This window comes from Tardiphaga sp. 20_F10_N6_6 (assembly GCF_052076045.1).
Classification (GTDB): Bacteria; Pseudomonadota; Alphaproteobacteria; order Rhizobiales; family Xanthobacteraceae; genus Tardiphaga; species Tardiphaga robiniae.
The window spans coordinates 5,031,803-5,051,673 of the sequence record NZ_CP197239.1 but is presented as its reverse complement, the minus strand read 5'-3'; the positions used below and the strand labels follow the sequence as shown (position 1 = coordinate 5,051,673).

Here is a 19,871-nt window from a genome sequence, read left to right as displayed (position 1 = left end):
CGCGACATGCAGTACGGCATCGCGTTTACGCCCCTCGTCCCGACCATCGCGCTGTGGATCGGCCTCGCCGCCGTCGTGGTGATATCGGCGCTGCTATTGCTCGGCCGCGCCCGCGGCGCCGCCGTGCGTGTCGCCGCATTGGCGCTGATCCTGCTGGCGCTGGCCAATCCATCGTTTACGCGCGAGGAGCGTGAACCGCTCACATCGGTCGCCGCCGTCGTCATCGACAAGAGCCCGAGCCAGAATTTCGGCGAGCGCACGAAGGAGACCGAAGAGGCGCAGAAGCAACTGGTCGATCGCCTCAAGCAGGTCAAAGGCCTCGAAGTCCGTGTCGTCGAAGCCGGACAGGCTGACGGTGAGACCGACGGCACCAAATTGTTCGGCGCTCTCTCATCGGCGCTCTCCGACGTCCCAACCGACCGCGTTGCAGGTGCCTTTATGATCACCGACGGCCGTGTCCATGACATCCCGGCCAATGTCGCGGGTCTCGGCTTCAATGCGCCGGTCCATGCGCTGATCACCGGCCGCAAGGACGAACGCGATCGCCGCATCGCCATCACTGCCGCTCCCAGGTTTGGCATTGTCGGCCAGTCGCAACGCGTCACGTTTCGCCTTGACGACCAGGGCGTCACCGGCGAGCGCGCCCGTGTCGCCATCCGCCGCGACGGCGATACGCTGAGCGAGCGCACGGTGCTGTCCGGCCAGACTGTGTCAGTCGATATCGACATCAAGCATGCCGGCCCGAACATCGTCGAGATCGAAGCCTCACCGCTCGATAATGAACTGACGCTGGTCAACAACCGCGCAGTGGTCGCCATCGATGGCGTCCGCGACAAACTTCGCGTGCTACTGGTGTCTGGCGAACCGCATTCCGGCGAGCGCACCTGGCGCAACCTGCTGAAGTCCGACGCCTCGATCGACCTTGTCCACTTCACGATTCTGCGCCCGCCAGAGAAGCAGGACGGCACGCCGATCAACGAGCTATCGCTGATCGCCTTCCCGACCCGCGAATTATTCCAGCAGAAGATTCACGAATTCCAGCTGATCATCTTCGATCGCTATGCCCGCCAGGGCGTGCTGCCAATCGCCTATTTCGACAATATCGCGCGCTATGTCCGCGCCGGCGGCGCAGTGCTGGTCTCGGCCGGCCCCGATTACGCGTCGAACACCTCGATTTGGCGCACGCCGCTAGATTCGGTGCTGCCTGCTGAGCCCGTGGGTGTCAGCGAGAAGCCGTTCTATGCGCATCTCAGCGATATCGGCAAACGTCACCCGGTGACGCGCGGGCTCGAAGGCTCCAATTCCGAGCCGCCGAAATGGAGCCGCTTCTTCCGCACCGTCGAGACGCGAAACACCACCACGCCGCCTGTGATGACTGGCGCCGACGGCCAGCCGCTGCTGCTGCTGTCACGCTCCGGCGAAGGCCGCGTCGCGCTGCTGCTGTCGGATCACATCTGGCTGTGGGCGCGCGGCTATGAAGGTGGCGGCCCGCATCTCGATCTGCTTCGTCGCACGTCGCACTGGCTGATGAAGCAGCCGGATCTCGACGAGGAAGCACTCAAGCTGCAGAGTCAGGGCAAGGATCTCGTTGTGCTGCGCCAGACCATGGGCGACGCCGTGCAGCCCGTGACGGTGACCTCGCCATCAGGCAAGACCCGCGAACTGACGCTCAGTGCCGGCGAGCCCGGACTGTGGCGTGCAACCACGCCAGCCGATGAACTCGGCCTGTGGCAGGCCACCGACGGCACACTGAAGGCGCTGATCAATGTCGGCCCGATCAACCCGAAGGAATTCTCCGAGGTCACCTCGACCACCGAGATGCTGAAGCCGCTGGCGCAGGCCAGTGGTGGCGACGCCCGACGGATCAATGAAGGCTCGGGCATCGAGCTGCCGCGCATCGTGCCGGTGCGCTCCTCGACCGTATTCCGCGGCGACGGCTGGATGGGCGTGCATATGCGCGATGCCAGCGTGGTCCGCGGCGTTGGCGTGCTGCCGATGTTTGCCGGCCTGATCGGGCTGCTGCTGCTGCTCGGCGCGTTTGCCGCGACGTGGCTCCGGGAGAGCCGATAGTACGAACCAATGGCGGCCGGGTCATTGCGCCGCGAGGTTCATCTCCCGCGTGAGACGCCCCCATTTGGCGCTTTCTGAGCGGATATAGGCCGCGAAGGCTTCCGGCGTCATTGGTGCCGGCTGTGCACCGATCGTCCGCAGCTTCTCGATCACGTCCGGGTCTCCCAGAGCCTTGACGAAGGCGGCATTCAAGCGCGTCACGATGTCACCAGGTGTCGCGGCGGGAGCCACGAGGCCGAACCAGCCCGTCGATTCAAACCCGGCAACACCTTGCTCATCGAGTGTGGGCACTTCGGGAAGGAACGGCACGCGCTTGGCACTGGTGACGCCAAGTGGTTTCAGTCGCCCGGCACGGATCAATTCCAGCGAACTGGGGATGTCCAACACCGCAAGCGGGATATGCCCGGCAAGGACATCGGTCACCGCAGGCCCTGTGCCCCGATAGGGAACGAGCGTCAGTTTGACATTCGTTGTTTGGAGAAACAGCGCAGCCGTCATGTGCATCACGGTGCCGTTGCCGCCATATCCCACCGATAGTTGCCCGGGCTTTGCAGCAGCAGTCGCAAGCGCCTCTTTCAGTGTGGCAAATGGGGCGTCAGGCGCTGCGACCAGCACAAACGGGATATCGGCGAGCAGCGTAATCGGCGCCAGATCCTTGATCGGATCGAAAGACGTCGCCGGGCTGATATGAGGGTTGATGGTCAATGCGCCTGCCGGCGCCACGCCTAAGGTGTAGCCGTCAGGCTTCGCCTGCGCCACCGCCTGCATACCGATATTGCCGCCCGCGCCGCCACGATTTTCGATGATGAAGCCCTGCTTCAGGTCTGCAGCGATCACCGGCTCAAGCGCACGAATAAAGATGTCGGCGCTGCCGCCTGGCGGAAAGGTGACGATAACTTTGATGAGTTGGTCAGGATAGGCGGCCCACACAGGCGTCGTCGTACCGACCACGATCGAGCTGGCCGCGCCCGCAAGCAACATCCTGCGGGTCGGAGCGAATACGGTCATGCGATAGCTCCCGAAACAGTATGCGAAGCCGGGCTTTTGTGTGTGGCTCTGCCGGTAATGAGATGAATCAACGCGTCGGTATCCTGCGGAGGAAGACGGCCACGCCAGGCAATATGCTGATCTGGCCGCACCAGCAGCAATGCTTCAGCGGGTTGCCCTGCATCGACCTCCGCGATCGACAGATCAATCAGCGTTAGAGGAACTCCGTTGCGGCGCGCGGACTCTCTCAGCGCAGTCACGTCGCAAGTCGGATCGTAGCGCAACAGCGTATAGCCGGGCCCCATCGCGTCAAAGATCGAACGGCCATCGCTCAGCCAGACATGCGGCATCCTGGCGCCCGGCACCGTCGAGGGTTCAAAATCGCCCATCGTATAGGCCGGAGGTGCCTCGCCATCATAGGCGATGACCGGTGACTGATCGTAGAAGTAGCCGAAATTGAGCCCCGCGCAGCAGTATTGCTTCACGTTGAGATCATAGGCGGCGCGGCCGATCGCGGCACGTGCCGCCGCACCCGCTTCGCTGTCTTCCTCGATCACCGCAGGCACGGCACCGCGCTGGCTGATGCTGGCCAGCGCATGCTCCATCGCAAACCGCGACACCTGATCGGTGATCGGCTGACGTTCGGCCGCATAGGCATCGAGCAGACCGGCATCCGCCCAGCCGTTGAGATGCGCTGCAAGCATCCAGCACAGCGAAACCGCATCCGCGATGCCGGCGTTCATTCCATAGCCGGCGTAAGGCATCCACAGATGCGCGGCATCCCCGCAAATGAAGACGCGACGGTCGCGGAAGCGATCGGCGACAAGACGGCGCCCGACCCAGTCTTCCTTGCTGACGACCTTGTAATTGAAATCAGGCCCGACGCCCAGAATTGTACGGATGGACCAGTCGCGATCGACCGAGTCGAATTCCGGCTCGTCCGGCTTGAGGTGATTGTGGATCAGCCACCGGTCATGCCCGTCGATGGCAACGACAGTGCCGGTACGGCGCGGGTTGAGCGCCAGCACCATCCAGGCTGGTGTGTGGGGCTGCATCAGGGTCTTCAGATCCGGCGCATCGATGAGGGTCGACTGGACCCGCTGGATCACGGGCGTGCCGACGAAAGAGGCGCCGATCAGCTTGCGTGTCAATGAGCGGCCGCCGTCGCATCCAATGAGGAAACGGGCACGGATGGTGAAGGATCGGTCCTCATCGAGCCCACGGGCCTTGACCGAGACGCCCGATATGTCCTGATCGAAATGCACCATCTCGGTGCGGGACAAAATCGTGATCCTGGGATTGGCGGCCGCGTTCGCAAACAGAACAGGCTCCAGATAGATCTGGTTGATGCGGTGCGGCGGCTCGGGTGTCGGCCACCACGTGTCAGGTCCATCCGTTGCGGTGTAGCGCGTGGTGCGCGACGGGATGACGATCCGGCTGAGTTCGATGCCCGTTGCGGTGGTGCGATACGAGCAATCGTTGGGAAAGTCGGGCGGCAGACCGGCGTCGCGGATTTGGGTCACGATGCCAAGCCGGCGAAAAACCTCCATCGATCGCGCCGAAACATGGTTGCATTTGACATTGGGCGGCTCGCCGGCGTGCCGCGTCTCGAGCACGATCACGTCTATCCCTCTGGATGCAAGGTCTAGAGCAGCGGTAAGGCCCACGGGGCCCGCGCCGACAATAACGACGGATGTCTCATAGTCTTGCATGGCAGGTTCCCTCGACCGCGTCTGCGCGCGTTACGTTGAAGCTAGCCGCAACTCTTGATAAGAGAAGTCGCTTTTCTAGTATTAATTGATAAGATTACCTCATGAATATCACCCTTCGCCAACTGGAAGCACTCGTCGCGGTCAGTCGCACAGGCTCGATGACGCGCGCAGCTCAAGAACTTCACATCACCCAGGCTGCGGTCAGCCTGCTGCTCCGCCAGCTTGAATTGCAGTTGGGCCTGCCAATGTTCGACCGCACGACACGCTCGTGTATACCGACCGCAGCCGGACGCGACGCAGTCCGAGCCGCAGAGCGTATGTTGGGCGACGCGCTCAGCCTCACGCGTCAGATGCGCAGCCTGTCGGAAGCACGGAGCGGTACAGTCGTCTTCGTCGCATCGGCCGGTGCAGCCTCCGCGCTCATGCCGGCAGTGCTCGCGACATTCCGCACCGCTTATCCCGACGTTGATGTCATCATGCGCGATGTCGCATCCGATCAGCTTGTAAGCGCGCTGCTCGCGTCGGACGCCGAATTCGCCATCGGCAGCGTGGATGGCCCGGTGCCCGAGGTGACGCTGACGCCTCTGGTGAGAGGGCGTCTCAGCGCCATCGGCTGGCCGGGTTGCCCGATCGCAGCGATGCAAACGCTATCGTGGGATGAACTCGCGACACTGCCGACCATCGCGATGCGCCGCGACACGCTGATCCGAGCACAGATCGACCGACGGCTGGGGCGCGATGGTAAGGTGCTCATCCCGACCCACGAAGTGTCGCTCATCAACACGGCGCTTTCGATGACGGCGAAGGGCATCGGCTATGCGATCTTGCCCTCCTATATGATGCCGACCGAGCAGTACCCAGGTCTGATCGCTTTCCAGCTCGTGCGCCCGGCGATCACGCGGCAACTGTCCTGGATTCAGCAGACCGGCCGCAGCCTGTCGCCGGCAGCGCTGCAATTTCAGAAGATGACGGCGCGTGTGCTGGCCAGCGCGCATGCGACAGCCATTGCAAGGCGCGCGACGGTGTAACGCGCAATTTCGGTCCCTCTCATCATCAGCGTGGATTGGCCAACATCCATCGACGCGAAGCGTTGCCGTAATCCCACAGCCTGCGCGGTTTCTATGTCCGGCGATGACTGGCCGTTGACACCCGGCCGCCTGTCGCGCGATGTTACATTATAACATCGGTACTGGCAGACCTCTCCGCCAGCCGATGCGGGGCGGCTTGTCGGCATGAAGTGGTTTCGCACGAATATCAGACATGGGGCAAAGCTGGCGCTGTTCGCGCTGGCCGTGCAGCTCATTCTGTCGTTCGGCCACGTTCACGGCGGGACGGTCCATGCAGCCCCTCTCGACACCGCCATCGCCTTCTCTGCCGGCGAAGCTGCGCAGACACCGGCCGCTCCCGATCCTGACCACCATCACCGCGCCGCCGATCCCTGCGCCATCTGCGCCGTCATGGGGATGGCCGGTACAGCGCTGTTCGCCGCGCCGCCGGTCCTGTTGTTGCCGCAGGCTACCGTCCTGCTGCAGCGGATCACCGAGGCTGAGTTCGACCATCTCGACGCCATCAGCGGCGCATCGCAGCCGCGCGGCCCTCCTGTTTCCTGACACGACCTTTGACGATCGCTGCCGCGAATTCCTCGCGAACGGCGTAACCGAAGTCAGATTCGCATCACCGCGAGTCCCGGCGCAAGCGCCCGAGCGCGCGGCCGGTGAAGTCAGGACAAACCTATGTCGATTCAATTCAAGCGCGCCCTCCTGCTCGGCACATCTGCCGTGGTGGGACTGAGCTGCCTCCCGCAATCCGCGCTGGCGCAGACGCAGCTTCCCGCCGTGGAAGTCACCGCGCCAAGCCCGATCGTGCGCCGCAAGCCGGTGCCGTCACGCACCGCGCATACTCATGTCACGCGCCCCGCGCCGAACCGCAATGCCGCGCCGGTGCCCGTCGAGGCAGAGCCGGCCGTGCAGGCGCAGCAGGGCGAACTCCCGATCGTTACCGATCAGTTCGCCACCGTCACCGTGGTGCCGAATGACGAGATCCGCCGTTCCGGTGCCTCGACGCTCGGCGACCTGCTCGCCAACAAGCCTGGCATAACCGGCTCCGGCTACGCACCGGGCGCATCAAGCCGGCCGATCATCAGGGGTCTCGACGTCAATCGTGTCGGCATCGTCGAAAACGGCATTGGCAGCAACGGCGCATCCGACCTCGGCGAAGATCATTTCGTGCCGGTGGATCCGTTCGCCGCCAATCAGGTCGAAGTGATCCGCGGCCCGGCGACGCTGCGTTATGGCTCGCAGTCGATCGGCGGCGTGGTCAGCTCATCCAACAATCGCATTCCAGACGCGCTGCCGAACTGCGCCGTGGCGACGCCATTCCAGAGCTACGGCCTGCCGGCGAAGGCACCCGCCGCCGGTCTCGCGGCGCCGGGCTGCATGAATGCCGAAGTCCGCACCTCGTTCAGTTCGGTGGACCGCGGCGTCGATGGCGGCATCCTGCTCGACGCCGGCGGCGGCAATGTCGCGGTTCACGCCGACGTCTATGGCCGTAAGGCCGGCGACTACAATGTGCCGAGCTATCCATATGCCGCGCCCGGCCTTGCCTTCAACGGGCGTCAGCCGAACTCGGCTAACCAGTCGGCCGGCGCATCGGTCGGCGGCTCCTACTTCTTCACCGGCGGCTATATCGGCGCGGCGATCACACAGAACAACACGACCTATCGCATTCCGGGCGTTGAAGGCGCGCAGGTCGGCACCCGCATCGCCGGCCAGCAGACCAAGTTCACGGCCAAGGGCGAATATCGCCCGGACGCCGCGGCGGTCGAAGCGATCCGCTTCTGGGTCGGCGCGACGAACTACAAGCACAACGAGATCGGCCTTGCCGACGCCAGCGATCTCTTGTCTGACGGCGTGCGCCAGACCTTCACCAACAAGGAACAGGAAGGCCGGCTCGAAGTGCAGATGATGCCCTTCAACGCGCGCTTCGCCACGATTACTTCGGCCTTTGGCCTGCAGGTCAATCATCAGGAGCTGACGGCACCGAGCCCCGATGACATCGGCAGCCCGCTCAATGGTCTGTGGGATCCGAATAAGAACACAAGGGTTGCCGGCTACAGCTTCAACGAGTTCAAATTCACCGAAACCACGAAGGCGCAGATCGCCGGCCGCATCGAGCATGTCGAACTGTCAGGCACGACGCCATCGTCGATCCCGAACGAGTTCGATCTCAATGCCGATCCTGGCGCGATCGGTCCGGCGGTCGGGCGTAACCTCACCTTCACGCCGAAGAGCGGTAGCATCGGCCTGATCCAGGACCTGCCCTGGTATGGGCTCTCCGCCAGCATCACCGCGCAATATACCGAGCGCGCACCGAAGCCCGCCGAACTGTTCTCGCGCGGCGGACATGATGCGACGGAGACCTTCGACATCGGCAATCCCAATCTCGGCATCGAGACGGCGAAGTCGGTCGAACTCGGCCTGCGCCGTGCCGCCGGTCCGTTCCGCTTCGAGCTCACCGGCTACTACACGCAGTATAACGGCTTCATCTATCGCCGCCTGACCGGCAACACCTGCGGAGATGGAGTCTGCCAGGCGGGGCTTGGCCTCGAACTGAACCAGGCGATCTATTCGCAGCGTGACGCCACCTTCCGCGGCGGCGAATTCCAGAGCCAGCTCGACGTTGCGCAAATCTATGGCGGCACATGGGGCATCGAGACCCAGGCCGACATCGTGCGCGCGACCTTCAGCGACGGCACCAATGTGCCGCGCATCCCGCCCGTGCGTGCCGGCGGCGGTCTGTTCTGGCGCGATACCAACTGGTTTGCCCGCGTGAATCTGCTGCATGCCTTCGCACAGAACGACATCGCTGAGATCGCCGAGACGCCGACATCGGGCTACAATCTCCTGAAGGCAGAAGTGAGCTACAAGACGCTGCTCGACCCGCGCATCTACGGCGCCAAGGAGATGACCGTCGGCGTGGTCGGCAACAACCTGTTGAACGAGAACATTCGCAATGCGGTGTCCTATAACAAGGACAACGTGCTGCAACCCGGACTGAATGTGCGGGCGTTTGCGAGTGTGAAGTTCTGATTTCCATACACTCGTCATTCCGGGATGCGCCTCTTTGGCGCAGACCCGGAATCTCGGCGTGGTGAAACTCGCTGCAAGGCACTTCGAGATTCCGGGTTCAGGCCGATCCGCTTCGCGGTTCGACCTGCCCCGGAATGACAGCTTGTGGCTTTTACTTCGCCGCGTCCCAATCCGGCCGAACGGCGCCGGCGAGACCCGTAGCGGCGCCCTCCACCAGCTCGAGCACAAGCAACCGGTTTTGATCGACCGGACCCGGCATGGTCACATTGCCCTTCGGGATCGCCTTGAAGCCGACCCGGCGGTAATAGGGTTCGTCGCCCACCAGCACGATGAGCTTGTGGCCCTTTATGCGCGCATCGGCGATCGCGCGGTCCAGCAGCTTGCGGCCGACGCCGCGGCTGCGGAACGGCGGCTCGACAGTCAGCGGCCCGAGCAGCAGTGCCGGCGTATCACCCACACAGATCGGCAATTGCCGGACCGAGCCGACCAGCAGCGTGCCGATCCGTGCCGTGAAAGACAGGTCGAGCAGATGACCGACATGTTCACGCAGCCGGTAGGCTGATAGCACGTAACGGCCCGGGCCGAAGGTGCGGGCATGCAGCCGTTCGATGATCTGGGCGTCGTTGGCGGTTTCCGCCAGGATGGTCAGAGAAAGGTCATTCATGTCGGGAGGCGGGATAGCATTTGGCGGGCGCGCGGTCCATTGCCCGGGCGGACGGGATCAGACCCGCCAGGTAGCACTGATCGGCTTGCCGTCGAAGATCTCGGCCAGCCGCAGCCGGGTGCCCTCGGTGGTGTCGTGAGGCAGGGCATCGAGGACGAAGAAGCCGGTTTCGGCGATTTCGCGATTGGGCTCGGGCAACCAGTCCTGCCGGAACTGCCTGACCACATAGACCGCCACATGATCGCGGATCGAGACGTGACTGTTGAGAAAGACACCATGCAGAACCGGCTCTCCCGTGAGTTCGATGCGCCCCTCTTCCCGCAGCTCCATGTCTAGCGCCTCGCGAAAGGTCTGGCCGACTTCGACGCCGCCGCCGGGTAGATACCAGCCGGTGACATAAGTGTGCCGGACTAGAAACACGCGATTGTCAGCGTCCAGCACCACGGCGCGGACGCCCAAGGTCATGCCGCGGGCGAAGCGGAAATACAGATGCACGAATTTGCGCAGGGTCGGCTCCAGCCGCTGCCGCAACGTCGGTGAGATCATCGCGGCAAATTCCTGGCTGGCGACACGGTGGGTGCTTGCGTCATATGCCCCACCTTGCCAAAACATGCAGGGATTTCACAGGCATGAGGGCGCATTGAGCCGGCTTGTTCACATACGCGCAGGGGCAGATCGCTTCTCATGACCGCTTTCACTCTCGCCCATCTGTCCGATCCGCATGTTCCGCCGATGCCAGAGCCGCAATGGCGCGAGCTCCTGGGGCAGCGCGTGCTCGGCTATCTGAACTGGCGGCGTAACCGGCATCTGATCCACCGCCGCGATATGCTGGATGTCATCGTCAGCGACATGCAGGCGCAGCAGCCGGACCATATTGCCGTCACTGGCGATCTCGTGAATCTCGCCCTGGATGCCGAATTCCCGCGCGCGCGCCGCTGGATCGAAAGCGTCGGCACACCGGACAAGGTCTCGCTGGTACCCGGCAATCACGACGGCTATGTGCGCGGAGCACCCGAACGTTTCGCCGAGACTTTCGGCGACTATATGCGCAGTGACGGCACCCCCGATACGCGCTTTCCATTTCTGCGTATCCGCGGCCCGCTGGCTCTGATCGGCGTGTCGTCGAGTGTGCCAACCGCGCCGTTCATGGCGACGGGCTCGCTCGGCGACGCACAGCTTAGGGCGCTCAACGTTATGCTTGGCGGCCTCGCCGACGCTCATCTGTTTCGCGTATTGCTGATTCATCATCCGCTACGCTCAAAGCAGAAAATGAAGCGACTGACGGATTCCGAAGCGCTGCAAGCTGTGCTCAAGCGCCACGGCGTCGAACTGATCCTGCACGGCCACGACCACATTCATTCGACCATGTGGTTCGACGGCCCACAGCGGCGCATTCCCGCAATCGGCGTGCCATCGGCATCATCGGTTGCACACGGCCACAAGCCGGCAGCCGCCTACAATCTGTTCGCCATCGAACGCGACGGCGAACGCTGGCGCTGCGAGCAGACGGTGCGAGGATTCGGGGGCAGCAATATGGTGCACGAGCTGACGCGGACGATGCTGGTGTAGCGTGACTAATGTCCGCGCACGGACACGAACAGCGCGAGCGCAAATAGTCCCACGACGCCGACAATCACACCAAACACGAACGGCCAGAATCTGCTGCGCAGCTTCTTCACCGCCGTCGCTACCTCCGGCGCCGGCATTGTTACCAGCGCGTGCTCGCGCTCAATCATGCGGCGCGCGATATAGTCGGTGACCGCCTTTACGATGGTCGGAACGTCATGCGCCTCGGCCAGCACCACGCGACCGTGGCGGGTGTCCTGCACGAAGCGATACATGCGCTTGTCGCGACCCATCGCGACATGGGCGACCATGTCGATCCACAGCCGCGGCGTGTCGCCCTGGCTGATGCCCCGGTCGAACATCTCGATGCCAACAGGGATCTCGGCGAACAGCGGGTCGAGCGCTTCATTGAGGATCTCCAGCCGCGCCACTTCGGCATCGCGCAGCTCGACGACGACACCGGTGCGATCGGCCGCCTCGATGCGGGCCTGACGCAACGCGTCGCGCAGCCGCTGCGGCCTGGCTTCCTCGACAGCTTTCGTCCCCTTACTCGCCACGCTGGACCCCTTTCTGGCTGCCTGAGCGCGCCATCCACCGGGCAGTAACCTATCAGTAACCACGAGTGCCGGAAAGGCCGTTTGTTTCCAGAGGCTTGGCCGCTAAACGCATCAACGGCCCCACCCGGTTTCCCGGATGAGGCCGCTGATATCCTTGGACGTCTTCTTATGGGCAAATCAGCGACAGGCTTGAGGCGATCCAGCGGCACTGACGCCGCTCGGGATCTCAGCTTCAGGCGACCCGTCGGTCCTAAGCGACCTGGCGGCTCGGCTCTTCGACGATGGAGAAGCGGACGCCGGCGCGGTGGCGATTCTCTTCCGACACGGTCTTCCAGGCTTCTTCGGCCTGCTTGCGCGTCTTGAACGGGCCCTGCACCTGGGCCGAGCCTTCAACCAGCTTGTGGAAGTTCATCGAACCGAACTCGCCGCCGATGACCCAGAAATTGCTACCGTGTGACATGTCGTGCTCCTGTTCATTCCTTAAATCGACATTCGTGACATGCGATGCATTCACCGTGTGAACAGATAACGCCATGTCAGGCAAAACCACCAGATGCCTTGTGTTTGAATGGTGATGTGATGTAACATCACGACTTGTAACAAATGTCATTTTGTCAATTTTGTCACAATCAACGACCGAGTGGCGACTCGGGGAACCAGGAATTGGCGCGGATGGCGGGCGAGTCTGGCAAGAAGCTGTTCGTGGGGCCGCGCTTCAGGCGGATCCGGCAGCAACAGGGCCTGTCCCAGACCCAGATGGCAGAGGGCCTCGGCATTTCGCCGAGCTACATCAACCTGATCGAGCGCAACCAGCGGCCGGTCACCGCGCAGTTGCTGCTGCGCCTCGCCGAGACCTATGACCTCGATCTCCGCGATCTCGCGACGGCGGATGAAGATCGCTTCTTCGCGGAGCTGAACGAAATCTTTTCCGACCCGCTGTTTCGCCAGATCGATTTGCCGAAACAGGAATTGCGCGACCTTGCCGAACTCTGTCCCGGTGTCACGCATGCGCTGCAGCGGCTCTATGCGGCTTATACCGAAGCGCGGCGCGGCGAGACCATGGTGGCGGCGCAGATGGCCGATCGGCATGAAGGCGCGCCATTCGAAGCCAATCCGATCGAGCGCGTGCGTGATTTGATCGAAGCCAACCGCAACTACTTCCCCGAACTCGAAGCGGCCGCCGAAAGCCTGCGCGACGAGATCAACGTGCCGTCGCAGGATCTGTTTGCGGCGCTGAGCACGCGACTGCGCGACAAATATTCGATCGTCACTCGCATCATGCCGGTGGATGTGATGCGCGAGACGCTCAGACGTTTCGACCGACATCGCCGGCAGCTGCTGATCTCGGAAATGGTCGATGCGCCCGGCCGCGCCTTTCAGGTCGCATTCCAAATCGGCCTCGTCGAGTGCTCATCGCATTTCGAGACCATCATCGGCCGCGCCGGCCCGCTCGACGACACCACGCGGCGGCTCTATCGCATCACGTTGGCCAACTATTTTGCAGCGGCAGCGCTGATGCCCTATGCGGCGTTCCATGCTGCGGCAGAAGCGCTGAGCTACGACGTGCAGGTGCTCGGCCAGCGCTTCAATGTCGGCTTCGAGCAGATCTCTCATCGCCTGACAACGCTGCAGCGGCCGAATGCGCGCGGGGTGCCGTTCTTCATGCTGCGCGTCGACAATGCCGGCAACGTCTCGAAGCGGTTTTCATCCGGCACCTTCCCGTTCTCGAAATTCGGCGGCACCTGCCCGCTGTGGAACGTGCATTCGACCTTCGACACGCCGGACCGCCTGCTGAGCCAGGTGATCGAACTGCCCGATGGCAGCCGCTATTTCTCCATCGCACAGACGCTACGTCGGCCCGCAGCGCCGCATCCGCAGCCGCAACCGCGCTTCGCCATCGGCCTCGGCTGCGAGATCCGCCATGCGGGCAAGCTCGCATATTCAGCAGGCCTCGATCTGGAGAAGACTGAAGGCACGCCGATCGGCGTCAATTGCCGTCTCTGCGAGCGCGAGAATTGCAGCCAGCGGGCCGAGCCGCCGATCACGCGCAGCCTGATCCTCGATGAGAACACACGGCGGGTGTCGTCATTTGCTTTCAGCAATGCGCGGGAACTATAGTTGCAAGGTCTTCCCGATCGCCCCTAACATTGAGGCCGTTGATGACGTTGCTGGTCCGGGAAATGCTGCCGTCCGAAGCTCACGTCGTCAGCACCTATTTCCACAGTGCCACGCCGGAATTCCTGGAAACGATGGGCGTCGATCCAACCAGGATGCCGCCGGCGCTGATCTGGCAAGAGCGTATCGGCCAACAATATGCACTCCCGCCCGAACACCGCGCGGCCGTTGTCGCGCTGTGGCTAATGGATGATCAGCCCATCGGGTTTTCCAGTTGTGACAAGATTGTCTATGGCGAAAGCGCCACCATGCATCTTCACGTGCTGCACCCGGACAGACGACAAACCGGAATCGGTACAGAATGCGTTCGCCGAAGCGCGGCGATCTATTTCGATATGCTGAAGCTCGAATCGTTGTTCTGCGAGCCGAATGCCTTCAATGTTGGACCGAATCGAACCTTGCAAAAGGCCGGCTTCAAGTATGTGAAGACCCACATGACGGTGCCCGGACCGTTGAATTTTCACCAGGCCGTAACACGATGGGTCCTCGAACGCTGATGCTTGTATGACATGTCATGGCCGGGCTTGACCCGGCCATCCATCTTGAATGTTAGTGTGGGAGAAAGATGGATGCCTGGATCAAGTCCGGGTACGACAGCGGAGAGGTCTGGTTCATGCTGCGAATGTCTGTGCGATCCACAATTCTCGTTGCAGCATCTGCCCTTATCTCCTTCACCTCTCCCGCCTCCGCCCAGCGCGCAGCGTCCTGTCACAACGGCCAGAGCTTCGACCAATTCCTTGCCGGGCTGAAACAGCAGGCTGTCGCTAGCGGGGTATCGCAACGCGCGATGGCGGAAGCGGCGCCCTATCTCGTCTACGATCAGGGCATCGTCAATCGCGACCGCGGGCAGCGGGTGTTCGGGCAGTTGTTCACGCAATTCGCCGGCCGCATGGCGGCAGATTACCGGATGCAGAACGGGCAGCTCAAGATCAAGGCGAACGCCGCAGCCTTTGCGCGCGCCGAGAAGGAATATGGCGTGCCGCCGGCCGTCATCGCGGCGTTCTGGGCACTGGAGAGCGACTTCGGGGTGCAGATGGGCAATCTGCAGACCCTACGCTCGCTGGTGTCGCTGGCCTATGACTGTCGGCGCTCGAAGATGTTTCAGGACGAGACCATCGCCGCGCTGAAGATCATCGATCGCGGCGATCTGTCGCCCGCTGAGATGATCGGCTCATGGGCCGGCGAACTCGGCCAGACGCAGTTTCTGCCGACGCATTACTTCAACTATGCCGTGGACTACGACGGCGACGGCCATCGCAATTTGCTGCGCAGCCCGGCCGACGTGATCGGCTCGACCGCTCACTATATTTCCACCGGTTTGAAATGGCGCCGCGGCGAACCGTGGCTGCAAGAGGTGCGGGTCACCGAGAACGTACCTTGGGATCAGGCCGATCTCACCATTCAACTGCCGCGCGCCAAATGGGCGTCATTCGGCGTCAGCTATCCCGACGGGCGTCCACTGCCGAACGACAGTATGCCGGCCTCGCTGCTGCTGCCGATGGGCCGCCACGGTCCCGCTTTCCTCGCTTACGCGAATTTCGCCGCCTATACCGAATGGAATAACTCGCTGATCTATTCGACCACCGCGGCATATCTCGCCACCCGCATCAATGGCGCCTCCAAGATGCGGCAGCCCTCCGCCCCTGTCGCGCAGCTGTCACATCCCGAATTGCGCGAGCTGCAACAACTGCTGGCGAAGCGCGGCTTCAATGTCGGCAAGATCGACGGTATCCTCGGCCAGCAGAGTCGCACAGCGGTGAAGGCCATGCAGGTCAAGTTCGGCCTGCCCGCGGACTCCTGGCCGACGGCTGAATTGTTGGCGGCGCTGAAATCCGGGCGGTAAATTTCTTCTCTTTTGTGAGGCCGGGCGGTTGAAATCAGCCAAGCGCGCCCCAACTCCATGCAACAGCATCTTTCTCGACCTGGCGCGCTGTGCCTCGAAACGCATCACAAAAGAGCATCCTCATGCCGTTCTATGATTCCGTCGTGCCCGCCTATCTGCAGATGCTGGGCAGTCTGTCCGCTGGACTGAAAAAGGCCGAAACCTATGCTGCCGCAAAGAAGATCGAGCCCGCCGTCCTGCTCGGCACGCGACTTTTCCCGGACATGCTGCCGCTGAGCCGGCAGGTCCAGCTCTCCTGCGATTTCGCCACCAAGGGCAGCGCGCGCCTGTCCGGCAGCGAAGTGCCGGCGGTGCCGGATACCGAAACGACCTTCGATGAATTGCAGCAGCGAATCGGCAGGACCGTCGATTACCTGAAGAACTACAAGCCCGCCCAATTCGACGGCGGCGAGACCCGGGAGATCACCTTCCCCACCGGCCCCGGCACGACCACCACCATGTCCGGCCAGCAATTCCTCACCAGCTTCTCGCTACCGAGCTTCTATTTCCACATCACCACTGCCCACGGCATCCTGCGGATGTGCGGCATCGATGTCGGCAAGCGCGACTTCCTCGGCGCGCAGTAAGCCGCGCCATCACCGCAGGATATTCGGCTGCTGGCCGACCGATAGAGAGATCATGATCATTCAATCCGTCATCGCCACGATCGTTTTATCCTGAACCAACGACATGCAGCGCAGCGGTATTGCCAATGCGCTGCATGATGCCCAATTCGATTTCACCTTTCATCGACTGGATCATTCATCATGAGCACGTCCAAACTCTTCGAACCCTACAAGCTTGGTGCAAACACGCTGACCAATCGCACGGTGATGGCGCCGCTGACGCGCAATCGCGCATTGCCGGGCAACGTGCCGAACCCGCTGGCGATCGAATATTATAGCCAGCGTGCCAGCGCCGGCCTTCTGGTAACCGAAGGCACACCCGTCTCGCAGCAGGGCCAAGGCTATCAGGACGTCCCGGGCATCTACACCAAGGAGCAGATCGCCGGCTGGAAGAAGGTGACCGAGGCCGTGCATGCCAAGGGCGGTCATATCTATATGCAGATCTGGCACGTTGGCCGTATCTCGCATGTCAGCCTGCAGCCGAATGGCGGAGCGCCGGTGGCCCCTTCGGCGATCCGCGCCAACACCAAGACCTTCGTCAACAACACCTTCACCGATGTCTCGGAACCCCGCGCGCTGGAGCTGGGTGAAATTCAAGGCGTCATCGACAGTTTCGCACGCGGCGCTGCCAATGCGGTCGAAGCCGGTTTCGACGGCGTAGAGATCCATGGCGCCAACGGTTATCTGCTTGAGCAATTTGCGCGTGACAGCACCAACAAGCGCACCGACGCCTATGGCGGTTCGCTCGAGAACCGCGCCAAACTGATGCTGGAAGTGGCCGCGGCAGTTGCCAAGGAAATCGGCGGCGACAGAACCGGCATTCGCATCTCGCCGGTTACGCCGGCCAACGACGCCGCCGCCGACACGCAGGCGCAAAAGCTGTTCGACTACATCACCGACGGGCTCAGCGCCGAGAAGCTGGTCTATCTGCATGTCGTCGAAGGCGCGACCGGCGGTCCGCGCGACGTCGCACCATTCGACTATGCCAGCCTGCGCAAGCGTTTCAGTGGAACGTATATCGCCAATAACGGCTTCGATCTCGCGCTGGCCAACAAGGTACTCGCGGCCGATGCCGCCGACCTGATCGCGTTCGGCAAGCCGTTCATCTCGAACCCGGATCTGGTCGAGCGGCTGAAGACCGGCGCGCCACTCAACGATGCCGACAAGGCGACGTTCTATGGCGGCGGCGCCAAGGGCTACACGGATTATCCGGTGCTGGGCGCGAAGCAGGCAGCGGAGTAAGTACGCCGTCATTCCGGGGCGCACACGCATCTTTGCGGGCGCGACCCCGGAATGACAGCAAGAGAAAAGGCCGGGATCGCTCCCAGCCTTTTTTGTTTGTTCAGAAAACTCGTCTTAGTTCGACGCGCGCTTCTGCGGCGGAGTCGCGGGCCACGACTTGATCAGCGTGTCGTAGTCCACCGTCTCGCCCTTCGGCTTCTCGTTGGCCAGCTTGCGCTGGGGCGCGATGTTGCCGTCCTTGGCGGACTTCGCATACCAGAACTCGGCGGTCTCCTTCTTGTTCAGCTTCGGTCCGCATTCGCCCTGAACCTTGGATCGTTCAAGACGTTCGAGCACCGAATCCTGAGCTGCGGCCAGCGAGTCCATCGCCTGCTGCGGGGTCTTCGCACCGGACGACGCATCGCCGATGTTCTGCCACCACAACTGTGCCAGCTTCGGATAATCCGGGATGTTGTTACCGGTCGGCGACCATTGCACGCGGGCTGGCGAGCGATAGAACTCGACCAGACCGCCGAGCTTCGGCGCACGTTCGGTGAACGACTTGTCCCAGATATCGCTCTCACGAATGAAGGTGAGACCGACATGGCTCTTCTTCAGCGACACCGTCTTCGAGGTGATGAACTGCAGATAGAGCCAAGCTGCCTTGCGGCGATCCGGCGGAGTCGATTTGAGCAGCGTGCCCGAACCGACGTCCTGATAGCCGAGCTTCATTCCTTCCTTCCAGTACGAGCCATGCGGCGACGGGGCCATGCGCCACTTCGGCGTTCCGTCGGCATTCATGACCGCGAGACCCGGCTTCACCATGTCGGCGGTGAAAGCGGTGTACCAGAACATCTGCTGGGCAATATTGCCCTGTGCCGGCACCGGACCCGACTCCGAGAAGGTCATGCCCTGCGCCTGCGGCGGGGCATACTTCTTCATCCAGTCGAGGTATTTCGCGATCGAGTAGACCGCTGCCGGACCGTTGGTATCGCCGCCGCGCTCGATGGAGGAACCAACGGGACGGCAGCCTTCCATGCGGATGCCCCATTCATCGACGGGCAGACCGTTCGGAAGACCCTTGTCGCCATTGCCGGCCATCGACAGCCACGCGTCGGTGAAACGCCAGCCGAGCGACGGATCCTTCTTGCCGTAGTCCATATGGCCATAGACCTTAACGCCATCGATCGTCTTGATGTCGTTGGTGAAGAACTCGGCGATATCTTCATAGGCCGACCAGTTCACGGGCACGCCGAGATCGTAGCCATATTTGGCCTTGAACTTCGACTTGTACTCGGCATTGGTGAACCAGTCGTACCGGAACCAGTAAAGGTTGGCGAACTGCTGGTCGGGCAGTTGATACAGCTTCTTGTCGGGCGCGGTGGTGAACGGCGTGCCGATGAAGTCCTTGAGGTCGAGGGTCGGGCTTGTGACGTCCTTGCCTTCGCCGGTCATGTAATCCGTTAGCGCGATGGTCTGGCCGTAGCGGAAATGCGTGCCGATCAAATCGCTATCGTTGATCCAGCCGTCATAGACATTCTTGCCGGACTGCATCTGGGTCTGCAGCTTTTCGACCACGTCACCTTCCTGGATGATATCGTGCTTCAGCTTGATGCCGGTGATCTCGCTAAACGCCTTGGCCAGCGTCTTCGCCTCGTATTCGTGCGTGGTGATGGTTTCGGAGACGACATTGATCTCCATGCCCTTGAACGGCTGCGCAGCCTTCTCGTACCACTGCAGTTCCTTCAGTTGGTCTGCCTTCGACAGCGTCGACGGCTGGAATTCGCTGTCGATCCACTTCTGAATGGTGGCGTCGTCGGCCTTGGCCGGCGCGGCGAGCAACGCAGTCGCCGTGATCAACGCAGCAGCGCTGGTCATCATGATATGGCGCGTCGGGCGACGTGCCTGTGTCGTCAAGTGCCTCATAGCTTCCTCCCTCACTTCTGTTTCAGGCCCGGGTTCATCCCGAGACTGCAGTCCATGCCGGTCAGACGGTGCGAAAAATTGCCACCGCCGAGACCAGCGAAATCAATGTCGCGAACCACAGGTTCGAGATCTCAAGTCCTTCCTCACCGATCGGCAGCGTCGCGATCGGATCGCTGCCGACGAAGCCGATCCACAACAGGTGGATGACGGCCGCTGCGATCAGCGACAGGAACAGCCGGTCGCCGCGCGTGGTGGGAATGCGCAGGATGCCGATGCGCTCGGCCTCGGGATAGGCGACTGCGAGCCAAGTCATGGTGCCCAGCGTCAATGCCAGCAGCCCAAAGAAGATCGCCGTCGGCGGTGTCCAGGCCATCCATGCAATATTTTCCATGACGGC

The 19,871-nt window shown here is 62.4% G+C and carries 18 protein-coding genes; 10 read left to right on the top strand and 8 right to left on the bottom strand.

The window, feature by feature from the left end:
- Window positions 1–6 precede the first annotated feature (6 nt).
- Entirely contained in the window at window positions 7–2,070 is a 2,064-nt protein-coding gene (locus tag AB7813_RS24150) for a hypothetical protein (RefSeq protein WP_439079288.1), read from the top strand.
- 21 nt (window positions 2,071–2,091) lie between these two features.
- Here AB7813_RS24150 and AB7813_RS24145 read toward each other — a convergent pair whose 3' ends face one another.
- Complete coding sequence (locus AB7813_RS24145; RefSeq protein WP_441228580.1) at window positions 2,092–3,078, bottom strand: Bug family tripartite tricarboxylate transporter substrate binding protein; 987 nt, start codon at window positions 3,076–3,078, stop codon at window positions 2,092–2,094.
- Entirely contained in the window at window positions 3,075–4,769 is a 1,695-nt protein-coding gene (locus tag AB7813_RS24140) for an FAD-dependent oxidoreductase (RefSeq protein ID WP_441228579.1), read from the bottom strand. The genes AB7813_RS24145 and AB7813_RS24140 overlap by 4 nt, the downstream gene beginning before the upstream one ends.
- A gap of 101 nt (window positions 4,770–4,870) precedes the next feature.
- Between AB7813_RS24140 and AB7813_RS24135 the strand changes: the two genes are divergently transcribed.
- From AB7813_RS24135 to AB7813_RS24125, 3 genes are all read left to right on the top strand, one after another.
- The gene (locus tag AB7813_RS24135; protein WP_175368678.1) at window positions 4,871–5,797 is read left to right on the top strand and encodes a LysR family transcriptional regulator; all 927 of its coding nucleotides are present in this window, start codon (window positions 4,871–4,873) and stop codon (window positions 5,795–5,797) included.
- 204 nt (window positions 5,798–6,001) lie between these two features.
- Complete coding sequence (locus AB7813_RS24130; protein WP_441228578.1) at window positions 6,002–6,379, top strand: DUF2946 family protein; 378 nt, start codon at window positions 6,002–6,004, stop codon at window positions 6,377–6,379.
- Between the two features lie 123 nt (window positions 6,380–6,502).
- A complete protein-coding gene (locus AB7813_RS24125) occupies window positions 6,503–8,857 on the top strand; it encodes a TonB-dependent receptor (protein ID WP_441228577.1) in 2,355 nt (784 codons plus the stop codon).
- 151 nt (window positions 8,858–9,008) lie between these two features.
- On the opposite strand, the gene AB7813_RS24120 is transcribed toward AB7813_RS24125, so the two are convergent.
- Window positions 9,009–9,521, bottom strand: a complete 513-nt coding sequence (locus AB7813_RS24120) for a GNAT family N-acetyltransferase (RefSeq protein ID WP_441228576.1) — start codon at window positions 9,519–9,521, stop codon at window positions 9,009–9,011.
- A 57-nt stretch (window positions 9,522–9,578) separates the two neighbouring features.
- Window positions 9,579–10,067 carry an NUDIX domain-containing protein gene (locus tag AB7813_RS24115; RefSeq protein ID WP_441228575.1) on the bottom strand — a complete coding sequence of 163 codons (489 nt, stop codon included), beginning with the start codon at window positions 10,065–10,067 and terminating at the stop codon, window positions 9,579–9,581.
- Window positions 10,068–10,205: 138 nt separating this feature from the next.
- Between AB7813_RS24115 and AB7813_RS24110 the strand changes: the two genes are divergently transcribed.
- A complete protein-coding gene (locus AB7813_RS24110; RefSeq protein ID WP_441228574.1) occupies window positions 10,206–11,090 on the top strand; it encodes a metallophosphoesterase family protein in 885 nt (294 codons plus the stop codon).
- 5 nt (window positions 11,091–11,095) lie between these two features.
- On the opposite strand, the gene AB7813_RS24105 is transcribed toward AB7813_RS24110, so the two are convergent.
- Both AB7813_RS24105 and AB7813_RS24100 read right to left on the bottom strand, forming a co-directional pair.
- Entirely contained in the window at window positions 11,096–11,644 is a 549-nt protein-coding gene (locus AB7813_RS24105) for a hypothetical protein (RefSeq protein WP_441228573.1), read from the bottom strand.
- 250 nt (window positions 11,645–11,894) lie between these two features.
- Window positions 11,895–12,104 carry a DUF4170 domain-containing protein gene (locus AB7813_RS24100; protein ID WP_068733054.1) on the bottom strand — a complete coding sequence of 70 codons (210 nt, stop codon included), beginning with the start codon at window positions 12,102–12,104 and terminating at the stop codon, window positions 11,895–11,897.
- Between the two features lie 212 nt (window positions 12,105–12,316).
- Here AB7813_RS24100 and AB7813_RS24095 point away from each other — a divergent pair, with 212 nt between their 5' ends.
- The 5 genes from AB7813_RS24095 to AB7813_RS24075 all read left to right on the top strand — a co-directional run bounded on the left by AB7813_RS24095 (window position 12,317) and on the right by AB7813_RS24075 (window position 17,569).
- Window positions 12,317–13,762 (top strand): helix-turn-helix domain-containing protein, encoded by a 1,446-nt coding sequence (locus tag AB7813_RS24095; RefSeq protein WP_441228572.1) that lies wholly within the window; start codon window positions 12,317–12,319, stop codon window positions 13,760–13,762.
- Window positions 13,763–13,803: 41 nt separating this feature from the next.
- Window positions 13,804–14,316, top strand: coding sequence for a GNAT family N-acetyltransferase (locus AB7813_RS24090; protein WP_441228571.1), 513 nt, complete (start codon window positions 13,804–13,806; stop codon window positions 14,314–14,316).
- A gap of 116 nt (window positions 14,317–14,432) precedes the next feature.
- On the top strand, window positions 14,433–15,662 hold the full coding sequence (locus AB7813_RS24085; protein WP_441228570.1) for a lytic murein transglycosylase: 1,230 nt from the start codon (window positions 14,433–14,435) through the stop codon (window positions 15,660–15,662).
- 122 nt (window positions 15,663–15,784) lie between these two features.
- Window positions 15,785–16,288 (top strand): DUF1993 domain-containing protein, encoded by a 504-nt coding sequence (locus tag AB7813_RS24080; protein ID WP_175368667.1) that lies wholly within the window; start codon window positions 15,785–15,787, stop codon window positions 16,286–16,288.
- 180 nt (window positions 16,289–16,468) lie between these two features.
- Complete coding sequence (locus tag AB7813_RS24075) at window positions 16,469–17,569, top strand: alkene reductase (protein WP_441228569.1); 1,101 nt, start codon at window positions 16,469–16,471, stop codon at window positions 17,567–17,569.
- Window positions 17,570–17,683: 114 nt separating this feature from the next.
- Here AB7813_RS24075 and AB7813_RS24070 read toward each other — a convergent pair whose 3' ends face one another.
- Window positions 17,684–19,426, bottom strand: coding sequence for an ABC transporter substrate-binding protein (locus tag AB7813_RS24070; RefSeq protein ID WP_175368847.1), 1,743 nt, complete (start codon window positions 19,424–19,426; stop codon window positions 17,684–17,686).
- A gap of 109 nt (window positions 19,427–19,535) precedes the next feature.
- Window positions 19,536–19,865 carry a DUF2160 domain-containing protein gene (locus tag AB7813_RS24065; protein ID WP_320446639.1) on the bottom strand — a complete coding sequence of 110 codons (330 nt, stop codon included), beginning with the start codon at window positions 19,863–19,865 and terminating at the stop codon, window positions 19,536–19,538.
- Window positions 19,866–19,871 lie beyond the last annotated feature (6 nt).

What these genes read in the sequence shown, in the direction of transcription:
- AB7813_RS24150 (WP_439079288.1), top strand. Translation starts at nt 7, where the DNA reads ATGCAGTACGGCATCGCGTTTACGCCCCTCGTCCCGACCATCGCGCTG.
- AB7813_RS24145 (WP_441228580.1), bottom strand. Translation starts at nt 3,078, where the DNA reads ATGACCGTATTCGCTCCGACCCGCAGGATGTTGCTTGCGGGCGCGGCC.
- AB7813_RS24140 (WP_441228579.1), bottom strand. Translation starts at nt 4,769, where the DNA reads ATGCAAGACTATGAGACATCCGTCGTTATTGTCGGCGCGGGCCCCGTG.
- AB7813_RS24135 (WP_175368678.1), top strand. Translation starts at nt 4,871, where the DNA reads ATGAATATCACCCTTCGCCAACTGGAAGCACTCGTCGCGGTCAGTCGC.
- AB7813_RS24130 (WP_441228578.1), top strand. Translation starts at nt 6,002, where the DNA reads ATGAAGTGGTTTCGCACGAATATCAGACATGGGGCAAAGCTGGCGCTG.
- AB7813_RS24125 (WP_441228577.1), top strand. Translation starts at nt 6,503, where the DNA reads ATGTCGATTCAATTCAAGCGCGCCCTCCTGCTCGGCACATCTGCCGTG.
- AB7813_RS24120 (WP_441228576.1), bottom strand. Translation starts at nt 9,521, where the DNA reads ATGAATGACCTTTCTCTGACCATCCTGGCGGAAACCGCCAACGACGCC.
- AB7813_RS24115 (WP_441228575.1), bottom strand. Translation starts at nt 10,067, where the DNA reads ATGATCTCACCGACGTTGCGGCAGCGGCTGGAGCCGACCCTGCGCAAA.
- AB7813_RS24110 (WP_441228574.1), top strand. Translation starts at nt 10,206, where the DNA reads ATGACCGCTTTCACTCTCGCCCATCTGTCCGATCCGCATGTTCCGCCG.
- AB7813_RS24100 (WP_068733054.1), bottom strand. Translation starts at nt 12,104, where the DNA reads ATGTCACACGGTAGCAATTTCTGGGTCATCGGCGGCGAGTTCGGTTCG.
- AB7813_RS24095 (WP_441228572.1), top strand. Translation starts at nt 12,317, where the DNA reads ATGGCGGGCGAGTCTGGCAAGAAGCTGTTCGTGGGGCCGCGCTTCAGG.
- AB7813_RS24090 (WP_441228571.1), top strand. Translation starts at nt 13,804, where the DNA reads ATGACGTTGCTGGTCCGGGAAATGCTGCCGTCCGAAGCTCACGTCGTC.
- AB7813_RS24085 (WP_441228570.1), top strand. Translation starts at nt 14,433, where the DNA reads ATGCTGCGAATGTCTGTGCGATCCACAATTCTCGTTGCAGCATCTGCC.
- AB7813_RS24080 (WP_175368667.1), top strand. Translation starts at nt 15,785, where the DNA reads ATGCCGTTCTATGATTCCGTCGTGCCCGCCTATCTGCAGATGCTGGGC.
- AB7813_RS24075 (WP_441228569.1), top strand. Translation starts at nt 16,469, where the DNA reads ATGAGCACGTCCAAACTCTTCGAACCCTACAAGCTTGGTGCAAACACG.
- AB7813_RS24070 (WP_175368847.1), bottom strand. Translation starts at nt 19,426, where the DNA reads ATGACCAGCGCTGCTGCGTTGATCACGGCGACTGCGTTGCTCGCCGCG.
- AB7813_RS24065 (WP_320446639.1), bottom strand. Translation starts at nt 19,865, where the DNA reads ATGGAAAATATTGCATGGATGGCCTGGACACCGCCGACGGCGATCTTC.